Origin of the sequence: Paenibacillus sp. ACRSA (genome assembly GCF_022346845.1) — a bacterium.
GTDB lineage: Bacteria > Bacillota > Bacilli > Paenibacillales > Paenibacillaceae > Paenibacillus.
The window spans coordinates 116,579-137,594 of the sequence record NZ_JAKRNP010000010.1; the positions used below are offsets into that span (position 1 = coordinate 116,579).

The following is a 21,016-nucleotide window of genomic DNA, read 5'->3' on the forward strand; positions in this document are numbered from 1 at the left end:
GAGGAGGTTTTTCACGTGAGTTATATTCCAATGGTCGTTGAACAGAGCAACCGCGGTGAGCGGGCCTATGACATCTATTCCAGATTGCTGAAGGATCGTATCATCTTCCTTGGCAGCGACGTGAATGACGTTGTGGCGAATGCCATTATGGCACAGATGTTATTCTTGGCTGCAGAAGATCCAGAGAAAGACATTCACTTATACATCAACAGCCCAGGCGGATCCATCACAGCCGGTATGGCCATTTACGATACAATGCAATTCATCAAACCAGATGTATCTACAATCTGCGTAGGTATGGCAGCTTCCATGGGTGCATTCTTGCTTAATGCGGGTGCCAAAGGTAAACGTTTTGCATTGCCTAACAGTGAGATCATGATTCACCAACCACTTGGTGGAGCACAAGGTCAAGCTACAGATATCGAAATTCGTGCTCGTCGCATTCTGAAAATGCGTGACACATTGAACCGCATCATCTCCGAGCGTTCCGGTCAACCCCTGGAGCGTATCGAGAAAGATACAGATCGTGACTACTTCATGAGTGCTGCTGAAGCTGCCGATTATGGTATCATTGATAAAGTTATCGAAAGAGTAGGTTCAGAAGGCGTATAATCGTGAACTCACCTATAAAGTCATGAGTTGAAGCCTTCTTGGCTTCTAACTATGAACTAGTAAAATCCCACCATTCTACGAATGGTGGGATTTTTTTGTGATTTTATGATGATAGCAACTGCAACTACGCGTCGTTAAACTTCTGTTCTATACGTGATACATCCAATAATTATTGAACATATGATAACGTTTCTGCTCTTACTTTTCAGCTGCTACTCCACTGAATGGCGTTGCACCTTTAGGAAGCACTTCTTTGTACGTGAATGGGAACTCAGGGAACCCTTCAGCATACGCAGTGTACTCATACAGTTGGAAGAACACGACTATACCTGTTGGCGTAACGTAGAAGTCCTGATCTTTGTTCAATCCTGTATATCCGTCCAGATAACCGCCACGAGCTTTAAGCTGTGTGCCTACTTTTTTGCCAAGAGATTCACGCATGGATGCATTGTTCTGTAACACATCATTCAGCGTCAGTTCCTCGCCCGTTCCCAGATCAAATGTGTGTCCTGAACGGGTCGTCATGCCATGAGCTCCCGCGTAGTCCTCATAGCGCTGTGTAATGAGTCCTAGCACGCCATTTTCGTTATATGTCACAACATATGTGCTCTCAAAAGCATATGGGCGATCCGCAGTAGCAGCCCCATTCTCAGAAACCTGCTTCTTGAAGCCTGCTACAAATGCATTAGCCTCATCCTTCAGTACCTTGTTGATTGCCGCTTGAGCTTTATCATTCGCGAGTCCACTTACCTGCGGATATTGGATATCCACTTCAGCATTTTTGACAGTCGCTTTCACCGTAGCTGCTTTCACTGTTACATTGTTCTGCTTCACTTTGCTAAGTGTTAACGTCTTCGCTTGCCCATTCCAGCTTCCCTGAACACCCAGATAATCTCTCATCGCTGAGAAAGGAATGTATAACCGCCCTTGAATCAACTTCGCCTCAACGCCGGGATAGTAGTTATTCACTCTAAGCATTGGTGATCCATCAGCTAGACTAATTCTCATCTTATTGTTAGCTGCGGTCAGCGTATACTCTTTGTTCTTCGCATCATAGGTTAGTGTTCCACCTGCAACATCTTTGACCGCAGTTAGAGATACCCATGTAGATCCACCCTGCAAAAGCCCTTTTTGAGTCAGCGTCTTACCTGCGGATTTCAGCGTTACTTCAATAGGTGCCGTCACTTTAGATGAGACAGAAGCTGCTTGAACCGAACTTTCCTGCCACCCTGCTCCGCTACCTACAATAATTCCAGCTGCCAGCAACGCACTTGTCCATTTCTTCCATGATGTCATATATAAAAACTCCTCTCTAAATTCGCACTAAGGGTTCATTGCGTATGTATTTTGAACGACAACGCCTCATACGCTCACCTCTTTATTATAATTAACCCATTTGAGGAAAGGTTTACAGCTCCAGTTACAATCTTGACGATTAACTTGAAATAAATTGCACCGAAAATGACCGTTTTGTCACGAACATATCTACAAAAAAGATACCAAATGAACGATAAACAGGATTCAGCCCGTCCAATAATTCATTAAACAACATCAATAAACTCACCGATATTATGAATTAGGGTTAACCCGCACACATCTTGAAAAAAAGACAATATATGAAGAGGAAAGAGGAAACGTCGTATGATTATTAGGAAATGTATTGCCCTGTTGTTGATCTGTTCCCTATTGCTCACAATTCATCCCGAGACTGGACATTCAGCAGCAGCTACAGAAGGTAGCAAGGAAAAAGTAAGACACCGCACAACCTACATATTTGATGAAAGACAACAGCAGGTCACTGTAAGGACAACGGTAATTAGTTATGACACAGGTATGAAAAAGGTTAACGAGTATGATTTCACTGACTCATCGTTGCAGCCCTCTTCATATCGATTCACATCGACGAACGGATTCAACCAACAAGATGGTGTTGTCGTAGACACCACCCAAGGTTTGAAGGCTTATACATTAGCCTACCTGAACACAGGTGCCGTCATTTATGAATATGACTATGCCTCCATTAAGCTTCGCAAAATCACAGAGATTAAATCCAACAAATGGCTCAAACTTTGGGCGAAACAAGGGCTGTACTCCGTAAGATCGGATAACGGTGATACCCAGTACTATTCCCTTGTAGATAACAAACGAGTTTTATCCAATGGCAGTATTATTACGAGCCAAGATGTGACAGATACTAAATTCAGTACAAATCGTTCAACTTCGTCCACACCTCTTGGTGTATACTGCCCTGACGCAAAATTCACCAGTTGCTTTACCCTCTTATTTGGCGGATTAAAGGGTAGCCCCGTGAAAGTAACCAAAAATGACATCGTGTACGACACCAAACAGCCTGTCTCCAGTAAGACGTTTATGGCAGGAGACACAAAAATTAAGTGGACCAGCACTTATAAAGAACAGACCTACCGTGCGGTTGTAGAGGGGATTCGCGGCGGAAAAGCGACCTCACTTTTTAAAGGCGAAGTCAGAGATGTAAAAACGTTCGTCTCACCTAATCTTAAGTATTTGGTACTGATCGCTGATCCCTCGGTAGGAATCAAGAAAACCAAGGCAAGCAAGGTGCTTGTATATGATCTCAAAACATTGAAGCAGGTTCGATCCTACGAAAGCTTGTACCGGGCGAGCGTGGAAGGAATACAATGGGCCTCAGATGATTTGTATGTCATCGATTATTATTTCTCTAACCCACAGGCATACCCACCTTCCTTCTACTATATTCCGGAAGGAAAACACTTTAAGATTGAGTATAGTCAATATAGAGATTGGGTGAATTATTGGGACTCCTTCTCTTATGAAGGCATGTTCTTTTTAACACTACCTGTAGCAATCACCTCTGGTGAAGGCGTGCTTCGTTATAACGGACAACCTACGTTCTACATGAACGGCTTATATTATGTTCCTTTAGAGGAGTTCACGAATGCCTTCCATATTAAATATGAAATTCAAGGGGGAGACCTGTTATTTGAGCGGAATAGCAGAACCAGTAAGCTAGCCGTGAGTCAAAGCAAGCAACAGGTTGTCGGGGGTAAGGTTTATCTTCCACTGGGGCAATGGAACAAGGATCTTGGACTTAAAGTATCCATCGCAAGCAAACATGTCATGAATACCGAGCTACAATTCAGTGATGAGGAACGTAAAACGGATGCTGCCATGACACCTGCACCACTCGCTTATCGAGCAACTGTGGAAGAGGTGAAGCAGGTAGCCGGGGAATCTGTTTCTTTTGTAGGTACTCAACCTTACGAGATGAGCAATCCTGATCGCGCTGTATTTCGTAATATAGAAGTTGTGTTGAATCACAATCGCACGTTACGAATTCGGATGCAGAATTATAAGAATAATGGAGGAATGCTCCATGTGAAGATATTAAGCAACGATTACAGCAAAGTGCTAATGGACATTCCGGTGGATATGCTCAATAGATACGAGGCAACATCCACTGCTATACCAACCGATGTATTAGAAAACGGAGTAGCAACCATCGCCATTCCTTACAATCCGGAGGTGTATCTGTCATATAAGCTACAACTACCGGTCTTTGACCCTAATCGATTCTAAGTCTATTAGCAATCCACTTAAAACTTCACGATGAACGCAAATGAATCTCTCCCACTTGCAATACACTAACCCATTAAGCCGTATCATGGGCAAAACAATGTAGATCTCATCTGCAATATTAAAATAAGCAAAGCGACTACCCGCGTAGAGCAGGTGGTCGCTTGTTTATACAAAATACCTAAATATGAACAACGTCTTATTTCATCTCATATGTGATGTTTAGTGTTGTACTTACTTTAACCTGACCGGTTTCAATTTCAGTACCCGCTGCGGTATCCGTAGCTTTGGACATCAAACTCTCCGATGCATAGAATACAGGCACGTTAGCATCAGGCTGGCTCACAGATAATACTGCCCCCAACTGACGTTTAACTGCCTTCGCAATCGCTCCAGCTTTTACATCCGCGTTAGCTACAGCCTTCTCAATCACTTGAGATTCATAGTTCTCTGGATTCTCTACAGTAAACCTTACATTTTCAATGTTATTCGCCCCAGCTTGGGAAGCTGCATCCAACAACTCACCGATTTTATCCATCTCACGATAGGTTACTGTCAATGTGTGATGAGCTGTGTACCCTTTCACTTGCTGTCCATCTTTTTCACTGTATGTGTAGTTAGGCTGCACATAGAATTGACTTGTTTGAATGTCATTTTCACTGATTTTCCATGTATTCTTCAGCAAATTAGTTACCTTTTGGATTTTAGCTGCGTTTGCTTTTTGAGCTGATGCCGCTGTTTCCGCTGTACTATTTACCCCGATGGATAGATAAGCGATGTCCGGTTTCACCTGAATTTCACCTTTACCAACAACATTGATTACGTTCTGCTGTACACCTTGAACCTCAGCTGCATATGCGTAATTCCCTGGAGCAACCCAAGCTGTTCCTCCAACCAATAATGTACTTGCCACCAGTACCGCACCAAGCGGTCTCATCCATTTTTTACCCATGACCGTAGCCTCCTTGTAGTTAACATCTCAAATTCAAAGTGATTTGATACCTTAACAGACGGAGCAAATTCCAAAATGTTGCATTGCTTGACTCTTAAACGCAAAAAAGCCCCTTTCGGGACTTCTTCATTCGTTCAGTCATATCTTATTGGTTTTCAAGCTCTTCTTTGCTAACCAGACTAACTAAAGCGTTTACAGCCTGTTCGGCGTCCGCGCCTTCAGCACTAATATGGATTTCCGTACCTGTACTGATTGCAAGACTCATGATCCCCATGATACTTTTTGCATTTACTTTCTTGTCGTCCTTCTCGACGAACACTTCAGATGAGTACTTATTCGCCTCTTGAACGAACAGTGCCGCAGGTCTGGCATGGAGACCCGTTTTCAAACGGACAACTACCGGGTGCTTTGTCATAGAAACTTACCCCCTATTATGAAATCTAGACATTAAATACACAATTATATTTATATAACATTATACCATTAACCCGTGCAGGACACTAGAAGAAAAAAACCAGTCAGGTATGAACTCCCAATCAAGGACATTATATTGACACGGAATCACACTTCAGGACGCCAATCCCCGCTTCTCTGCACATGAGTTAATGTTGCCCAACAACGGTTTAAAATACGAATAAATCTAACCTAAGTAAGAGCTCCGGCCTCTAACAGCCTACCCCATCCGTTCATTACGAACCTTCTCGGCTAGCTCATCAATTTTACGCAAACGATGGTTCACCCCAGATTTACTGACTGTTCCCTTTAACAACTCGCCAACTTCCTTCAAGTTAATATCAGGATGGGCAAGTCGCACTTCAGCCACTTCACGTAGCTTCTCAGGTAAGGACTCTAGGCCAACTTCCTTTTGCAAAAGCTTGATGTTATCGATCTGTCTTACAGCAGCTCCAATGGTTTTGTTCAGGTTCGCCGTCTCACAGTTGACGATCCGATTCACTGAATTCCGCATGTCGCGCATAATACGAACATCTTCGAACTTAAACAAAGCTTGGTGTGCACCAATGATGCTGAGCAGCTCAATAATTTTCTCGCCTTCCTTGATGTATAGGATGAATCCTTTTTTGCGTTCTATACACCGGGCATTAAGATGAAATTCATTAGCTAGATCAACCAAGGCTTGGCAGTGCTCCTCATACATAGATGCAATCTCCAGATGGTAGGAGGAACCCTCAGGGTTATTCACCGAGCCACCAGCCATGAAGGCACCGCGGAGATAAGCTCGTTTACAACAGTTTTTCCGAAGCAGCTCCTGATTAATTCCTGGTGTGAACATAAAGCCTTCGGATACGATGTACAAATCCTTTAAAATCTCTTGTACCATGGTCGGAATACGAACAATATACACATTATTCTTTTTCAGCCGCATTTTTTTGCGGACAAGCAATTCCGTATGCACTTGAAAATGCTTTTTAAGCAGAGAGTATGCCCGTCTAGCGATAGCGGCATTCTCCGTCGAAATATCTAAGATCACTTTTTTATTCGATAACTGCACGGCACCAAGCATACGGATGAGGGCTGAAAGTTCCGCCTTTTCGCAGCACGGTTCACTCTCAATCATCGTTAATTCTTTTTTGGTCTGTGCTGCAAACGACATGGGACTTCACCTCTTCCGTAACATCCAATTTTGTACCAGTTGATAGATGTGATGGCTGAGCTTGTCGGCATCATGACGAAGATAGGTACGGAATAGCACCAACGTATCTGCGACAACCTGATATCCAGAACTCTTCAGCACATTCATATCTAATACTACAGGTTTTGCTCCTTTTTCTGCATATCTATTCTGAACTTGCAGTGGAATTTCACCATTATTAACGATGACATAGTCAAAGAGCTGATGACCTATATGCTCATGAATCGCTTTGAGATGATCACTCACGGTATAGTCATCGGTTTCTCCTGGCTGTGTCATAACATTGCATATAAACATTTTAACTGCGTCAGCCTCAACGACAGCTTCAGCTAATTTGGGTACAAGCAGATTCGGAAGAATACTCGTATACAGACTACCTGGCCCGATCAATATCGCATCCGCTTGACGAATAGCCTCTACAGCCTCTGGCAACGGCTCCACGTGATCCGGTTCAAGAAAAACACGTTTAATGCGTCCACCTGCTTCAGGGATTTTGGACTCGCCTGTAACAATCGATCCATCCTCCATCTCAGCATGTAGCACAACCGCCTGACCGGCTGCGGGAAGTACCTCACCCCGAACAGCAAACACGCGGCTAAGTTCCCGCACTGCGGTTACGAAGTCGCCTGATATATCTGTCATTGCCGCCAAAATCAAATTCCCCAAGCTGTGGCCTGCAAGCCCCGCGCCTGTGTTGAAACGATAACTCAGCATATCCGAAAGCAGTGGCTCTACGTCAGCTAGCGCCGTAAGTACGTTACGGATGTCGCCCGGAGGCGGCATATGCAGCTCACTGCGTAGAATGCCTGAACTCCCACCGTCATCAGCAACCGTGACAATGGCCGTGATGTCTAGCGGCTTTTCTTTTAAACCGCGCAGCATCACGGATAATCCGGTTCCTCCGCCCATGACTACAATTCTCGGACGTTCTCTTCGTGGTCCGGCTTCTTTCATCCCTTCACCCTCTTCAATGACGATCCCGGTCAGCGTCGCGATGGCTTACGGTAACAGCCTCAGTCTCGCTGCTTCCCAACATTTTGCCCAAATATTCCGATATTGCTACCGAACGATGCTTGCCTCCGGTACAACCGATTCCAATAATAACCTGGCTCTTGCCTTCCTTCCGGTACTGCGGAATCAGGAAATGCAGCATATCCAGCAACTTCGTCAGAAAGGACTGTGTCTCTGGCCATTTCATGACGTATTCGTATACGTCGCTGTTCTGTCCTGTATTTGGACGCAGATGGTCAATATAATGCGGGTTCGGTAAAAAACGAACATCAAATACCAGATCAGCATCAATCGGTATTCCGTATTTAAACCCAAATGACGTTATATTTACAGATAACATATGGCTCTCTAAATGAGAAAAACGGGATATAATCCGTTCCTTCAATTGAGCCGGTTTCATCGTGCTGGTATTGAGTACCTGGGTTGCAGAGTTTTTAAGCTCCTCCAGCATTTTGCGCTCAAGCCGGATACCGTCCAGCGGCATGCCTTCCGGAGCTAAAGGATGTCTACGTCTGCTCTCTTTATACCGCTGAACAAGGACAGAATCTGTAGCATCCAGGAATAAAATTTCACAATGGATGGTAAAATGATCTTTAATGTAGTTCAACGACTCGGACAACGCTGTGAAAAATTCACGCCCTCTCAAGTCAATAACGAGAGCAACCTTGCCAATCTTACCATTGGACTGCTCGATCAATTCTGCGAATTTTGGGATCAGCACGGGTGGTAAATTATCTACACAGAAGAAGCCAAGATCCTCTAAGCTCTGAACTGCAATGGTCTTTCCCGCCCCGGACATACCCGTAATGATAATGAGCGTGGCGCCTGTGTTCGGTGAAACTTCACCTTCAAGCATATATGTCCCCTCCTTATCATATTGCTGTCGGTTTATACTGTTACAGTGGACTAGGAGCGCAAGAGAAGACCTGCCGCACCAACAATACCTGCATCATTGCCAAGTGTAGCTTCCAGAATCTTAACGCCGCCCTGCAGCGGTTCTGGGGTTAATTGAGCATATACAGTACGGATCTCGTCAAACAGGAAGTCACCTGCTTTGGATACACCGCCCCCAATAATGAACACTTCCGGATTAATAACTGCCGCAACTGTAGCCATCGATTTACCCAGGTAGAATGCAGCACGATTAACGATTCGCAGCGCCACTTCATCACCTGATTTAGCAGCATCGAATACTTCTTTAGCTGCAATTCTGTCAACAAGAGCAAGCGAAGTATGATCCCCACGCTCTACAGCATCCTTCGCCATACGGATAATACCCGTTGCAGACGATACTGTCTCTAAACATCCCATTTTGCCACAACCACACTTAATTGCTTCCAGATCAGGTACCACATTAATATGTCCCAGTTCACCCGCCATACCGGAGAACCCTTGGTATATACTGCCGTTCAAGATCAAGCCGCCGCCAACGCCTGTACCCAGCGTGTAACATACACAGTTATCTACACCTTTGCCGGCACCCGCCCAAGCTTCGCCAAGCGCCGCAACATTGGCATCATTATCTATTTTGACTGGCTTGCCCAGACGTTCTTCCAGAATCGAACGAATAGGTACATTCCGAAATCCAATGTTAGGGGCAAGGACAATAATTCCCTCACGTACATTCGTGAACCCGGCAACTCCAGCACCGACACCTTCAAGCTGTTCCCAGCTATACGGCGACTCGGCAACGATATGACGGACATACTTCTCGATGTTGGCGATAACCGTATCTACGCCCTTATCCACTTCTGTCGGTCCTTCATACGTATGCTTAAGTTGACCTTGATCATCGCATATACCGACCTTAATTGCTGTTCCGCCGAGATCGACCCCAACGTAGATTTTCTCAGACATGCTGCAAGCCACCTTTATCTATCTAAAATAGTTTAATCCTACGTACCAACTATAATTGAAGGATACGCCTGGGTCAAGGACGATAAGACCTTTGCTATCTCCAGTCCTGGCGCTATTGTGAACACTGTCACACCCTTTTCATGAATGCGCATTCACCCTCTATGTTCTCTATCAAAACGCACCGCTTAAATCTCCCTCCTTAGTAGAGGAAGTCTCATCTAATCATATTGCATCTGGATTCGTTCCATTCATAAAAGATGACAGTTGTCACCTAAAAGTCATGACAACTCTTACTAAAACCCTACTCCTTCGCCCTCTAAAATGAAGTTAGATCAAAACGAAGGGCGTGAGTACAGATGAATTCCCCCATCATCCAACTTGAATATATAAACAAACAATTTAAAAACAAGCTCGCAGTAAGCGACCTGTCTCTTGAAATCCAGCCGGGCTCAATTGTAGCAATTCTCGGCCCGAATGGAGCCGGCAAGACCACAACGATGAAAATGCTTCTGGGTATGTGTAAGCCGACCTCCGGGAAAATCAGCGTATTAGGACAGTCCCCGAATCACCAGCAGGTACGACAACAGATTGGGGTCATGCTACAGGATGTAAGTGTCATAGATGGGCTTACAGTACACGAAATCATCTGCATGGTTCACAGTTATTACCGTAATCCTCTTCCAATAGATGAAATTGAACACCTGACAGGGCTATCAGAGATCGATCTGAAGAGAAGAGCGGAGAAACTATCGGGCGGTCAGAAACGCAGCCTCAACTTTGCCCTTGCGATGGCAGGCAATCCACAGCTTTTATTTTTAGATGAACCAACGGTAGGCATGGATTCGGAGACACGTAAACATTTCTGGAAACAGGTTTGCCAATTGACACAGGCGGGGAAAACCGTGCTTTTCACCACGCACTACCTCCAAGAAGCCGATGAAGCGGCTGATCGGATTATTCTGTTTAGCGAAGGTAGGATCATTGCGGACGGAACACCGGAGAGTCTCAAGTCGGGGCTTACCAAGCGTATTCTTTCTTTCTCCGCTCAGCATGGAATGATACCTGGGGAATCAGCTTCCCCGTCAGACACACAGGCTGATCACAACACGAACTCACCTCACATACATATTGAAGCTCAGATTGCGATGCTACCTAATGTTGACCAGGTGGAATATCGTAACGGACGCTGGAGTCTCTACACCACCGATACAGACACACTGATTCGTGATGTAATCCAGCGCCAGCTACCTGTACGGGATATCCGCATTGAAACGGGACAACTCGACGACGCTTATGCTGAGCTGCTTGCTACGATGAAGGAGGAACAATAAATATGTCTACATTGCTTGTACAATCGCGGATGGAGATGCTCCGCATGTTTCGCAACGTTTACTTTATCTTCTGGTCTCTGATGATGCCTGTCTTATTCTATGTGCTATATACCCGGATCTTCACAACGGACGCTGTTGACCCAGAACAATGGAATGCTCACTACTTAATGTCCATGACCTGTTTCAGCGTGATGGGTTCATCCATCATGACACTCGGCATACGTTTGGTTCAGGAACGTGTACATGGCTGGGTTTCGTACCTGCGGGTAACCCCGCTATCTGATGCCATTTATTTTGGTGGCAAAATGGTCGGTCAGACGACGGTGCACCTGTTCTCCATCATCGTTATTTTTACCGCTGGATATCTGATTAATGGTGTCTCTTTATCTGCCCTACAATGGATAGGAAGTGCCCTATGGGTTCTAGCTGGATCGTTACCCTTTCTTGCTCTAGGCACTTGTATTGGAACCTTACGCAAAGTCGACACCGCCAGTGGTCTCAGCAATGCTCTCTATCTCTCACTAGCACTCCTTGGCGGCATGTGGATGCCGCTCGATATTATGCCTTCATGGCTGGGTCAGATCGGAAGTTGGCTTCCGTCGAACAGCTTTGGTAATGGCGCTTGGGCGATCGTCAGCGGTAACACGCCAGCTTTCCGTGATATACTAATTTTGACAGCGTACCTGATCGTGTTTATGTTAATATCCACTTATATCCGCAGCGAACAAAAGGAGGCTTAACCCTCATCTATGCTTCAGAAGTTTGAGATTTTCCCGAAGCGATATGGCTTCTATCCTTACATTTGGATGATCTATTTGGCCATGCCAATGTATTATTTATGGGAAGCACGCGGTCATGAACTATATATCGGGCTGTCTGCTTTCCTTGTATTTATCCTGACCTATCGACAGCTCTATATGACAGCAGGAACTGCTCTATTTTCCTATTGGATGACGTTACAGATGCTTACTGTACTTATCTTGAGTTCGGTTATTGATCCCAACATGTTTTTTCTCGGTTTTTTCACAGCGAATTTTATTGGATGGTATACAGATAAACGGATGTTTCGCCTATTTCTATTGGTGTTCGCCATTGTTCAGACCATTCCCATTGCTATTCATTTCTCGTCACTGACAGCTTCTCAGCTCATGTTCTTCACTCCCTTTTACCTCATCATGCTTGCGTCTCCTTATGGCATTCGATCCATGATGCAACAGCGGCATCTAGAGGAGCAGCTCGATGAAGCTCAGCAGCATATCAAAGAACTGATTAAGCGTGAGGAACGCATGCGCATTGCCCGAGATTTGCATGACACCATGGGACATACGTTATCTTTAATCACCCTTAAGAGCGAACTCGTGACCAAGCTAATCGTCAAAAATCCAGAACGGGCAGTTCAGGAGGCACGCGAGATCGAACGGACTTCCCGTGCTGCCCTACGTGAGGTGCGTCAACTCGTCTCGGATATGCGAGCCATCAGCATTCCTGAAGCAGTCGCAGATGCGATAGAGATGTTAAAGAGTGCAGATATCACACTTCAAGTGACTCAGGAGCAGGACTCCTACGATGATGTGCCAGACTTAACCCAGAATATGGCGAGCCTATGTCTTATTGAAGCGGTCACGAACATTGTCAAACACAGTCAAGCAACACGAAGTACATTATCAATTGAGCGCACGCAGGAAGGGATCAAGCTACGTATTAGAGATAATGGACAAGGGATAGATCCCAGCAAACCTCATGGTAACGGTCTAAAAGGTATGTCAGAGCGGCTGAGCCTGATCGATGGTTCTCTTCAGATTTCTTCCGATTCAGCAGGAACCGAGCTATCCTTTTTCTTTCCATTAATCGTAAGTGATTCCCAAGGAGGAGTATCATCATGATTCGTATTTTAATTGCAGAAGATCAACGCATGCTTCGGGGTGCTCTCGCCTCCCTATTGGATCTCGAAGATGATTTTGAAGTCATTGGGGAAGCCGGTAACGGGGAAGAAGCATTGAAACTAATCTCCTCTCTAGAACCAGATCTCACTTTGATGGATATTGAAATGCCAGTTATGAGTGGACTTGACGTGGCAGAACGTTTACAACAACAAGGTAACCTCTGTCGGATCATCATCCTAACCACATTCGCTCGTCCTGGTTTTCTAGAGCGTGCGGTTCAAGCTGGCGTACAAGGTTATTTGCTAAAAGATGAGCCAAGTGACCGCTTAGCTCAGGCCATTCGTAGTGTTATGGGGGGCGGACGAGAAGTATCTCCCGAACTTATTTTTGGCGCATCCAAAGGTGTTAATCCACTAACGGAACGAGAGAGAGAAATGTTAAAACTTGCCGCCACAGGCATGAATGCCAACCAGATCGCAGTATCACTTCATCTGTCCTACGGCACAGTTCGCAATTATCTATCGGAAGCCTTCAATAAGCTAGAGGCTAAGAATCGTGTAGAAGCTATACGTATTGCCCAAGAGAAGGGCTGGCTGTAGAAGGAGATCCATCATCTATTCATGTAATACATATCGTCAAAATGAATGATTCTATCATGAGCTATGCATTTCTCATACAAGCGCAAGCGCAAAAATGTACACCAAAAAACGCCTCCCCTCGATCAGTCAGGGAGGCGTTCTACACTATTTTCACATGCTACATTCGATACTTACAAGCGTTACACTAAGCTACAGCTTCGAATCTACACGCACCGGTTCGTTTGATTTCTCCATTTTATTTACATCAAGGATGTCCAACAGGAATACAAAGATCGGAATTCCGATGATCAGTCCCCAGATTCCGAGGAAATGCTGTGACAGAATCAATACGATAAATGTGTAGAACATTGGAAGCTTTGTTTTGTGCGCCATTAACTTTGGATTCAAGAAATATGTCTCCAGCGCATGAATGATAATAATCATGACAATAACGATAATGCTAAGCTGCAATCCGCCAATCTGATACCCAATCAGACACAATGGCACCAGTGAGATGACAACCCCCGCAACGGGAACCAAGCTCAGTAGGAATACCAGAATGGTTAATGCGAACAGATACGGATATCCAAGAATCCATAGTCCCAACATCGTAAGAACCGTGTTGAACACCGCAATCAATAGCTGAGCTTCAATGACTTTACCGAAGGAAGATACGAATTTATCTCCAAGGTAAGCCACTTCTTTATAGAACCAGCCGAGCTTACTTGTTTTGAACTTGGATGTGAATTTGACGATTTCTTGTTTTTGCAGCAAGAAGAACAGACTCAGAATAATAACCAGCAAAATAAACTCCAGCCCTTTACTCAGAGCAAAAATATACTTCAGCGCATTATTCGTATAGTTCTTAATATCAAATGACTGCAGATACCCTGCAATCTTCGATGCATAATTATCGCCTTCAGCCGTATCCAGAAACTTAATGATTTCATTCGTCAGTTGTATGACCTGATCGACAATCCTCGGCGAATACTTAGATATTCCTAGCACAATCGCCGCAATCACAATCAAATATAGCAAGATGACAACGACCTTGTAGTTAATCGGAAACAGCCGATTTAACTGTCCCGTAATGAAGTGCTGTAGTCGATTCATGACATACGTCACAAGGAACAACAGCAAAATCATGTGCAGCATACTCCCCATGCTGAATAGAACCAAACAGAACAACAGCAAGATAAGAAAACGCCTGACCGTTGTGTTCTGTAGCCAATCTTTTATCATTTCCCCCAAAGTCTTCACCTCACAGCTAATATGCCCATTATGTATACGATCTCATGCCCACTTTCGTTTCAGAAAAAAAGAGAAGCCTACCGGCTTCTCTCACATCATGAGACTTCCCGTTGTCTCTATTCCTAATCTTATGTGGACAATCAAGCCAAACATGCTTATTTATCCAATGTTTCGCTCCAGTCGTGCACAATGCTGCCTTCCAGAAATTTCTCACAGTCCATTGCTGCCATACAACCTGACCCTGCTGCAGTAATCGCTTGACGATATTTCGTATCTTGGACATCGCCACAAGCAAATACACCTGGGATGTTCGTTTCTGTCGTACCTGGTTTAACAACCACATACCCGTGATCATCCAACACCACTTGGTTGCCGAGGAATCCGGTATTTGGTGTATGTCCGATGGCAACGAATACGCCATCAGCCTCTAACAGCTCTTCTTGGCCTGTCTCATTGTTCCGTACCTTAAGTCCTTTCACACCCAGCGCTTCAGGCACCACCTCAAGTGGTGTACGGTTCAATGCCCATTTTACCTTTTCGTTCCCTCGTGCCCGATCTTGCATGATCTTCGATGCGCGTAACTCGTCCCGCCGATGCACTAAGGTTACATCTGTTGCGAATCTGGTCAAGAAGCTCGCCTCTTCCATCGCAGAGTCTCCCCCACCAACAACGACAATCTTTTTGCCACGGAAAAAGAATCCATCACATGTCGCACATGTACTTACCCCGCGCCCTACATTTTCCTGCTCTCCCGGGATACCGAGGTAGCGGGCAGATGCACCGGTCGAGATAATGATTGAATCGGCTTCGAGATCACCAATGCCGCCAACCTTCACTTTGAACGGGGGCTTACTGAAGTCTACCTCTTCCACCCAGCCATTCTTAAATTCTGCGCCAAAACGCTCCGCTTGCTTCCGCATGTTGTCCATCAATTCTGGCCCCATAATGCCTTGCGGGAATCCAGGGAAGTTCTCAACCTCTGTCGTGGTGGTCAATTGTCCACCTGGTTGAAGGCCTTCGATAACCAATGGATTAAGGTTGGCACGCGCCAAATAAATTGCTGCTGTTAATCCGGCAGGTCCGGTTCCAATCACAATCGTTCTGTATTTAGACATATAGATACAGCCTCCTTGATTAGGTTGAGAGTATATGAACTGATTCATTTCTAGATCCATGTGACAATAGCCATCCATTAAGTTTACCCGTTTTGCAGGCAAATGTATCCTTCATGAAATCCCAATCTTCCTCAATCGTTCTTCAAGCCGCTTAAATCCCTGTCATGCCTTTAAAACATTAAGAATAACCACTCTAAATCATCCGATTATACTGTAGGTGGTACCGTACTACACACCTTGTTAATCTGCTTCGCATATTTACTAACCGTTGATGCCGAAATGCCATATCGATCTGCTACGCTTTGATAGGTTACAGGTCGTCTGTGAATTTTGGCAGCCAAATATTCCAGCCCTGCAGCCCATCCCTCAATTTGCTTCATCGCTGTCATTTCAGGATGAGCACGGGACACATACTCGGTCCATATACGTTCCATTTCCTGCTGTAACTCTGCTTTCGTTTCCGTCATCTGTAGCGCACGATCAACGACCGCTTGCCAGTGAGAAACGGATTCTGTCTGCGAGCTTTCTGCGCTGATTGCTGCATTCTGAATAGATCGCGCGGCCACCGTTGAGAGCGGTGGTACTGCGCGGCTCCGCTCCGAATGTTGTTCAGTCGCAAGCAGTTCGTTCAGTACAGATTGAGCAGCTTCCACGAGATCCTGCTGCTCATCGGATTCCTGTATGAAGGATTGTAACGCTTGCTGTACTTCATAGTCTCCGATCATACCGAGCGCATGAATGACTTGAAGCTTGGTTGCCCGGTCACCATGGCGTAATGCCCAGAAAAATGATGAACGAATCAGTGGATCATTCTTCATTTCCTCCGGAATGCCATTTCCGTAGTTCTCCCATTGCTTGAATTGCTCATCAAAAGGAAGATGGTAATGGTAGCTTAAATTTTCAGGCTGCAGCTCGTCTTGTTGTACCGCCTTAAGTCGAGACAAATAAAACGGAGATACTTCAGACCCTGGATCAAGCTTGCTTACATGATGCCATAACCGCTCGGCTGCATCATAACGTCCGGTATTAAAGGCCGCAACTGCAGCATAGTGCGCAAGCGCAGGATCAGCTGCCGTCTCTTCGGCTTTAAGCAATCTACGAAAATGTACATAGGCGGTATCATGCTGCCCCAAAATACCCATCGTGGTTGCGAGTTTATAGACCTGTTCCTGTTGGAAAGGTACGATGACACGCAACTTTTTGATCAATAGTAGCACTTGATCTGTCCGGTTCTCGTTCTGATGGAAGATCGCCAGATTACACAGCGCATGCAGATTGCCCGGCTCTTGCTCAAGTACCTCGGCAATTGTCTCACGTGCTTTGGGAAACTGTCCCATATAATAATAGGCAAGGGCTAGGTTATTACGTACAGCCAGATAATCTGGATAATCAGGTGGCATGCCCTCCAGAAGTTCAGCTGCTTGTGCAAATTTCCCTTCCTCTAATAATTCCCGTGCATGATCATGCTCCACAACACCCTTACGTGATTTGATCCGGTTCAGTTTAGCTGGGCGGTCCAACTCGTAATACAGAAGCTCCATCATCTCTTCTGCCTCCGTCATAAACTGACCCTGGGTGTCCTCTTCCAAATACGTTACTAACGCTTGCTCCGCTTCTTCAAACCGATCCATATTAGCATAATTGTTCGCCATATAGAAATAACACTCGGTCATCGACGGATCTACGACATCCAATACATTCGCGAGAATCGCATTAGATGCCTCGTAATCCCCTTTCTCAGATAATATACCCGCCATATTACAATGATTCACCGGGTTCTCCGGTTCATATTCAACAGCTTTACGAAAATATTTTAATGCCTTGTCGACGTGATTACGGTCTAGCGAGCGGACAGCTCTTTCAAAAAAGAAAGACGCATCCAAATGAATCGGTATAATGTTGGCGAGGTCTCCCTCAGCCCGCAGTAGCTTGCCCTTCATCTTCCAAGGCACCTCCTCTTTGCTTTCATTCATACTCTCCAGTATACCACATCTTGCGGTAGGCTTCTCAACATGTAGTTTCATGTGATTTAGGCAAAAAATGTGCAAAAAAAAGACGGTATGCCATCATCCATAATTGGAATGAAATACCGCCTTGTTCTTGTTCGCCATATTCAATTTCGTAAGAAGACTTATTGATCTTGCAACTTCTTCGCCATGGATGGTGAAAGTGAGAGTTGAATTGTTTTATCAAACGGCGTCATGAAGTTAACGAGCACAATTTTGCACTTCTCTGGCAGCTTCGCCTCACGGACGGATGAAGCCAAATGTCCCGTTTCGCCTCCACTGATCTCGATCCAGTCTTCACCGCAGGTATAACGCAAATTACCGCTGCTCCATAAGTGATGACCATCACTTGTCTCCGTTCCATCCTCGTAGGTTAACTCTCCTTCGCTCCCGAATACAAAGGATAACTGCATCATGATGTCCTCCGGTTCTTCCCCCGTCAGATGCATTGTCCAACCGTTCTCCGTATGTAACACCTCAGCTCCCACACGGAATGTCTGCTCATGGGTAAGTCGGCGACTCTGATGCGGCAGTAGGTACCATGGACTTATCTCCGAAGCCGCTGTCTCTGGCAGTTGATTGGTAGGAACCGGACCATAGTAACCCTTCTTTTGCTCCCCTGTCAATCGATACCCTTGAGGCAAACGGGTCATATCTTGCATTGGGATATACCCGGGATTAAAGAAGGAAGCCAGCTGTACAGCAAGTAGACGCACCTTGCCATGACGCAGAGCGAAGAAAGGAGGCACCTCCGTCATCACCGTTACACTGGTCTCGCCATTACGAATTCGAGCTACAGGCGCACCAAAATCCGTATGCATTCGGCTGTGGGATATACGACCGTGGTGACCGACAGCCTCCATCTGATTCAAATAGTTGGCTCTTACAAAATGCTCGTTCAACATAACCTCATACTGCTCTGGTAACACGTCCTGCGATCCGCTCGTCTGTTGAAGCTCGGGCTCTAACAGTAACCTTACAAGCGCATTGACTGAGCATACGCCAGGGTCTGTCAGGGTACTATCGGCCTGGGCTGCCATGCCTGCAAAAATCGGATCTCCATCCAATTGAGCTAAGATGGCATAAGGCAAGTAATACGACGACAAGTCATGAATGCTGCCCAGATCTTGGCGTCCTGAATAATCCGTAACGATTTCACCGGTTGGGTGCACCAGGTATACCATCATGCGAAGATTCAAACGTACAGGTTCCAGCAATTCCGGACGACCGAGCAGCCTTGCTGCATGAATGAGCATAATGTCACTCACTGCATTATAAATTCCGTTGCTTCGCTCGGTCCACTCGCCATCTGGCGTAATGTCTATGCCTTCTGCCAGCCACTGCTCTGCGCGCTGCACAGCTTCCTCCAGACCAAAAATGTCGTGCAGGAAACCAAGCGCCGCGCATAGCACCCAGCGATGATTCGGCGTATGGCAACCTCCTGTTAGCATCACAGGTATCGTTCGCTTTAGGAACAAACGCATATTTTTAAGAACCGGTTCTAGTGCTTCCCACTCCTGCTTAACGAGTAGCTGATATAACTGCGAATATCCTACTACGACAAATGCGGTATCCGGCGGGGAATGGTAGTTCGTCCAGCCGGGTGATATTGATCCATCCTCATGCTGTAGGCGTAGTACAAACTCAGTGGCCAATAGCAGTCTGTCTAACAATGCCTCATCCCGGTAATAGATCGAGTCCGGATTAGAGAGCGCTGCTCCCCAGTAGCACATATCCGTCGGCGTTCCAGTGGTATGATTCACCCAAGCCACACCTGTATACGGATCAATCGTACCACCGTAATATCGATTCTCTGGATCAAGCATCTGCCTGGCCATACCTCGTTCTACTGCTCTGTCATTACTATCTACCAGTTGTCTGTACATGTGCAGTTCCCCTCCATACCAATGCATTTGCCCGATGAACGAAGGACATGACCCACCCCCTCCATAGGGTGGAAGCTACTCATATCACCTGTATACGAGCTAATTTCTCGTCAGTATATACCATATCTCACCAAAAGTCGCCAGGAGATTCAGACATCATAGCAGCCGTAGCCGCGGCTATATTAGAGCGCGGTGTAATGAGTTTGGCGCATCAAGATGCTCAGCCGTGCGGCCAAGCCTACACTAACGTCTTACAAACATCTACCGGTTATTCGGCTCTACCTAAGGGTCTTTGAAAGGACTCTTTTACGCTTTTTGTTTATGACTCAACGACTTCAAGCTTCTTCATTAACAAGTCATGACTCTCATGAATTTCACTTGGTTGGCAGGCCGACTTCAACTCATAGACCTTCACCTGTGCGCGCTCTATCATCGGCAGATAGGCATCATAGAAATGCATATCCTTGCTGTGTACATAAGGGCACCAGTGATCCGAAAGTCCAAGCGTTTCATGAATGTGGACACCCACGATATCGTCCATCAGTGCCTGCATTTCTCCTACGCTATCATAGAGACCTAGTCGATCCATCATGATGGCATGACCCGTATCATACCAGATACCAACCGGAGCTCCTTTAAGTGCTTGAATGATCGTCTTTGCTTCCGCCAGTGTAGGAATCTGTTGGGGTCTTGATCTCGTCTCGATTCCAAAGCGCACATTCAGACCTTTGGCAGCCGCACGATTACAGACTTCATCCAGACTCGCGATAATTTTATCGACATAGCCTGAACTAAGAGCCTGCCGACGCTCCATCAGTTCTTCCCACTTGCTGCGATACCTCGGTGAATCCGGCCCTTCTTCGTTATAGAACTTACTAAGATCCTTGCTGATATCCTCTGGGAAGGGTACCTCTCCGGGATGTACAACTACGGCTTCCCCTCCGTAACGATGGGCATATTCTGCTGATCCTACCAGCAATTCAATCGCTCGCTGCCGCTTCACTTCATCTTCGAAGCCGAGCAATACAGAGTCAGTGCCGTAATCTGGATCTGGATCATGTGGAAAGGTATTATGAACACTGGAGATTCCGATCTCTCCTCGCTCGATCATGGGCTCTATAGTGGTGAGCATTTCCTTCGTCACATTATAGTTAAGCTCCACCCGGCTGAAGCCAAGCTCTGCAATCTCTCGAATCATATCTGCTCCAACCGTATGCTTCCTGATGTTCCAACATGTCGAAAATGAGTATATTCCCTTGTCCTGTGCCTGCATTCGAATCCCTTCTCCTTCCCATTATGGTAAGTCGAAC

General features: G+C 45.8%; 18 protein-coding genes. 6 read left to right on the forward strand and 12 right to left on the reverse strand.

The genetic code is table 11. The features are described 5' to 3' along the window. The first annotated feature begins 15 nt into the window (after nucleotides 1–15). Nucleotides 16–612: an ATP-dependent Clp endopeptidase proteolytic subunit ClpP gene (gene clpP, locus MH215_RS23275; protein WP_056695272.1), complete on the forward strand. Its 597-nt coding sequence runs from the start codon at nucleotides 16–18 to the stop codon at nucleotides 610–612. A gap of 198 nt (nucleotides 613–810) precedes the next feature. Here the strand turns inward: clpP and MH215_RS23280 are convergent, their stop codons facing one another. Then, complete coding sequence (locus tag MH215_RS23280) at nucleotides 811–1,908, reverse strand: stalk domain-containing protein (protein WP_239293548.1); 1,098 nt, start codon at nucleotides 1,906–1,908, stop codon at nucleotides 811–813. Nucleotides 1,909–2,253: 345 nt separating this feature from the next. Here MH215_RS23280 and MH215_RS23285 point away from each other — a divergent pair, with 345 nt between their 5' ends. Continuing rightward, a complete protein-coding gene (locus MH215_RS23285; protein ID WP_239293549.1) occupies nucleotides 2,254–4,188 on the forward strand; it encodes a hypothetical protein in 1,935 nt (644 codons plus the stop codon). Nucleotides 4,189–4,384: 196 nt separating this feature from the next. Here the strand turns inward: MH215_RS23285 and MH215_RS23290 are convergent, their stop codons facing one another. The 6 genes from MH215_RS23290 to MH215_RS23315 all read right to left on the reverse strand — a co-directional run bounded on the left by MH215_RS23290 (nucleotide 4,385) and on the right by MH215_RS23315 (nucleotide 9,656). Then, on the reverse strand, nucleotides 4,385–5,137 hold the full coding sequence (locus MH215_RS23290) for an SIMPL domain-containing protein (RefSeq protein WP_239293550.1): 753 nt from the start codon (nucleotides 5,135–5,137) through the stop codon (nucleotides 4,385–4,387). Between the two features lie 145 nt (nucleotides 5,138–5,282). Beyond that, nucleotides 5,283–5,552, reverse strand: a complete 270-nt coding sequence (locus MH215_RS23295; RefSeq protein WP_056695263.1) for an HPr family phosphocarrier protein — start codon at nucleotides 5,550–5,552, stop codon at nucleotides 5,283–5,285. A gap of 258 nt (nucleotides 5,553–5,810) precedes the next feature. Continuing rightward, nucleotides 5,811–6,749, reverse strand: coding sequence for a DNA-binding protein WhiA (gene whiA / locus MH215_RS23300; RefSeq protein ID WP_056695261.1), 939 nt, complete (start codon nucleotides 6,747–6,749; stop codon nucleotides 5,811–5,813). Nucleotides 6,750–6,755: 6 nt separating this feature from the next. Further along, nucleotides 6,756–7,742, reverse strand: coding sequence for a gluconeogenesis factor YvcK family protein (locus tag MH215_RS23305; protein ID WP_056695259.1), 987 nt, complete (start codon nucleotides 7,740–7,742; stop codon nucleotides 6,756–6,758). 13 nt (nucleotides 7,743–7,755) lie between these two features. After that, nucleotides 7,756–8,655 (reverse strand): RNase adapter RapZ, encoded by a 900-nt coding sequence (gene rapZ, locus MH215_RS23310; RefSeq protein WP_056695257.1) that lies wholly within the window; start codon nucleotides 8,653–8,655, stop codon nucleotides 7,756–7,758. 50 nt (nucleotides 8,656–8,705) lie between these two features. After that, nucleotides 8,706–9,656, reverse strand: coding sequence for an ROK family glucokinase (locus MH215_RS23315; protein WP_056695255.1), 951 nt, complete (start codon nucleotides 9,654–9,656; stop codon nucleotides 8,706–8,708). A 356-nt stretch (nucleotides 9,657–10,012) separates the two neighbouring features. Here MH215_RS23315 and MH215_RS23320 point away from each other — a divergent pair, with 356 nt between their 5' ends. The 4 genes from MH215_RS23320 to MH215_RS23335 are packed head-to-tail and all read left to right on the forward strand — an operon-like array spanning nucleotide 10,013 to nucleotide 13,469. Then, nucleotides 10,013–10,987: an ABC transporter ATP-binding protein gene (locus tag MH215_RS23320; RefSeq protein WP_239293551.1), complete on the forward strand. Its 975-nt coding sequence runs from the start codon at nucleotides 10,013–10,015 to the stop codon at nucleotides 10,985–10,987. Between the two features lie 2 nt (nucleotides 10,988–10,989). After that, nucleotides 10,990–11,727, forward strand: coding sequence for an ABC transporter permease (locus MH215_RS23325; protein ID WP_239293552.1), 738 nt, complete (start codon nucleotides 10,990–10,992; stop codon nucleotides 11,725–11,727). Between the two features lie 9 nt (nucleotides 11,728–11,736). Next, entirely contained in the window at nucleotides 11,737–12,870 is a 1,134-nt protein-coding gene (locus MH215_RS23330) for a sensor histidine kinase (protein WP_239293553.1), read from the forward strand. After that, nucleotides 12,867–13,469, forward strand: a complete 603-nt coding sequence (locus MH215_RS23335) for a response regulator transcription factor (protein ID WP_239293554.1) — start codon at nucleotides 12,867–12,869, stop codon at nucleotides 13,467–13,469. The genes MH215_RS23330 and MH215_RS23335 overlap by 4 nt, the downstream gene beginning before the upstream one ends. A gap of 189 nt (nucleotides 13,470–13,658) precedes the next feature. Here MH215_RS23335 and MH215_RS23340 read toward each other — a convergent pair whose 3' ends face one another. From MH215_RS23340 to MH215_RS23360, 5 genes are all read right to left on the reverse strand, one after another. Further along, a complete protein-coding gene (locus MH215_RS23340) occupies nucleotides 13,659–14,690 on the reverse strand; it encodes an AI-2E family transporter (RefSeq protein WP_275446305.1) in 1,032 nt (343 codons plus the stop codon). A 164-nt stretch (nucleotides 14,691–14,854) separates the two neighbouring features. After that, nucleotides 14,855–15,814, reverse strand: coding sequence for a thioredoxin-disulfide reductase (gene trxB, locus MH215_RS23345; RefSeq protein ID WP_056695247.1), 960 nt, complete (start codon nucleotides 15,812–15,814; stop codon nucleotides 14,855–14,857). 206 nt (nucleotides 15,815–16,020) lie between these two features. Then, on the reverse strand, nucleotides 16,021–17,754 hold the full coding sequence (locus MH215_RS23350) for a tetratricopeptide repeat protein (RefSeq protein WP_239293556.1): 1,734 nt from the start codon (nucleotides 17,752–17,754) through the stop codon (nucleotides 16,021–16,023). Nucleotides 17,755–17,945: 191 nt separating this feature from the next. Then, entirely contained in the window at nucleotides 17,946–19,706 is a 1,761-nt protein-coding gene (locus MH215_RS23355; RefSeq protein ID WP_239293557.1) for a hypothetical protein, read from the reverse strand. A gap of 319 nt (nucleotides 19,707–20,025) precedes the next feature. Beyond that, nucleotides 20,026–20,979, reverse strand: coding sequence for a sugar phosphate isomerase/epimerase family protein (locus tag MH215_RS23360; RefSeq protein WP_239293558.1), 954 nt, complete (start codon nucleotides 20,977–20,979; stop codon nucleotides 20,026–20,028). Between the last annotated feature and the right edge of the window lie 37 nt (nucleotides 20,980–21,016).

Coding starts and splice junctions, on each gene's coding strand:
- MH215_RS23280 (WP_239293548.1), bottom strand. CDS start 1,908: ATGACATCATGGAAGAAATGGACAAGTGCGTTGCTGGCAGCTGGAATT.
- MH215_RS23285 (WP_239293549.1), top strand. CDS start 2,254: ATGATTATTAGGAAATGTATTGCCCTGTTGTTGATCTGTTCCCTATTG.
- MH215_RS23305 (WP_056695259.1), bottom strand. CDS start 7,742: ATGAAAGAAGCCGGACCACGAAGAGAACGTCCGAGAATTGTAGTCATG.
- MH215_RS23325 (WP_239293552.1), top strand. CDS start 10,990: ATGTCTACATTGCTTGTACAATCGCGGATGGAGATGCTCCGCATGTTT.
- MH215_RS23355 (WP_239293557.1), bottom strand. CDS start 19,706: ATGTACAGACAACTGGTAGATAGTAATGACAGAGCAGTAGAACGAGGT.
- MH215_RS23350 (WP_239293556.1), bottom strand. CDS start 17,754: ATGAAGGGCAAGCTACTGCGGGCTGAGGGAGACCTCGCCAACATTATA.
- MH215_RS23315 (WP_056695255.1), bottom strand. CDS start 9,656: ATGTCTGAGAAAATCTACGTTGGGGTCGATCTCGGCGGAACAGCAATT.
- MH215_RS23340 (WP_275446305.1), bottom strand. CDS start 14,690: ATGATAAAAGATTGGCTACAGAACACAACGGTCAGGCGTTTTCTTATC.
- whiA (WP_056695261.1), bottom strand. CDS start 6,749: ATGTCGTTTGCAGCACAGACCAAAAAAGAATTAACGATGATTGAGAGT.
- MH215_RS23290 (WP_239293550.1), bottom strand. CDS start 5,137: ATGGGTAAAAAATGGATGAGACCGCTTGGTGCGGTACTGGTGGCAAGT.
- trxB (WP_056695247.1), bottom strand. CDS start 15,814: ATGTCTAAATACAGAACGATTGTGATTGGAACCGGACCTGCCGGATTA.
- MH215_RS23295 (WP_056695263.1), bottom strand. CDS start 5,552: ATGACAAAGCACCCGGTAGTTGTCCGTTTGAAAACGGGTCTCCATGCC.
- MH215_RS23320 (WP_239293551.1), top strand. CDS start 10,013: ATGAATTCCCCCATCATCCAACTTGAATATATAAACAAACAATTTAAA.
- MH215_RS23335 (WP_239293554.1), top strand. CDS start 12,867: ATGATTCGTATTTTAATTGCAGAAGATCAACGCATGCTTCGGGGTGCT.
- MH215_RS23360 (WP_239293558.1), bottom strand. CDS start 20,979: ATGCAGGCACAGGACAAGGGAATATACTCATTTTCGACATGTTGGAAC.
- MH215_RS23330 (WP_239293553.1), top strand. CDS start 11,737: ATGCTTCAGAAGTTTGAGATTTTCCCGAAGCGATATGGCTTCTATCCT.
- rapZ (WP_056695257.1), bottom strand. CDS start 8,655: ATGCTTGAAGGTGAAGTTTCACCGAACACAGGCGCCACGCTCATTATC.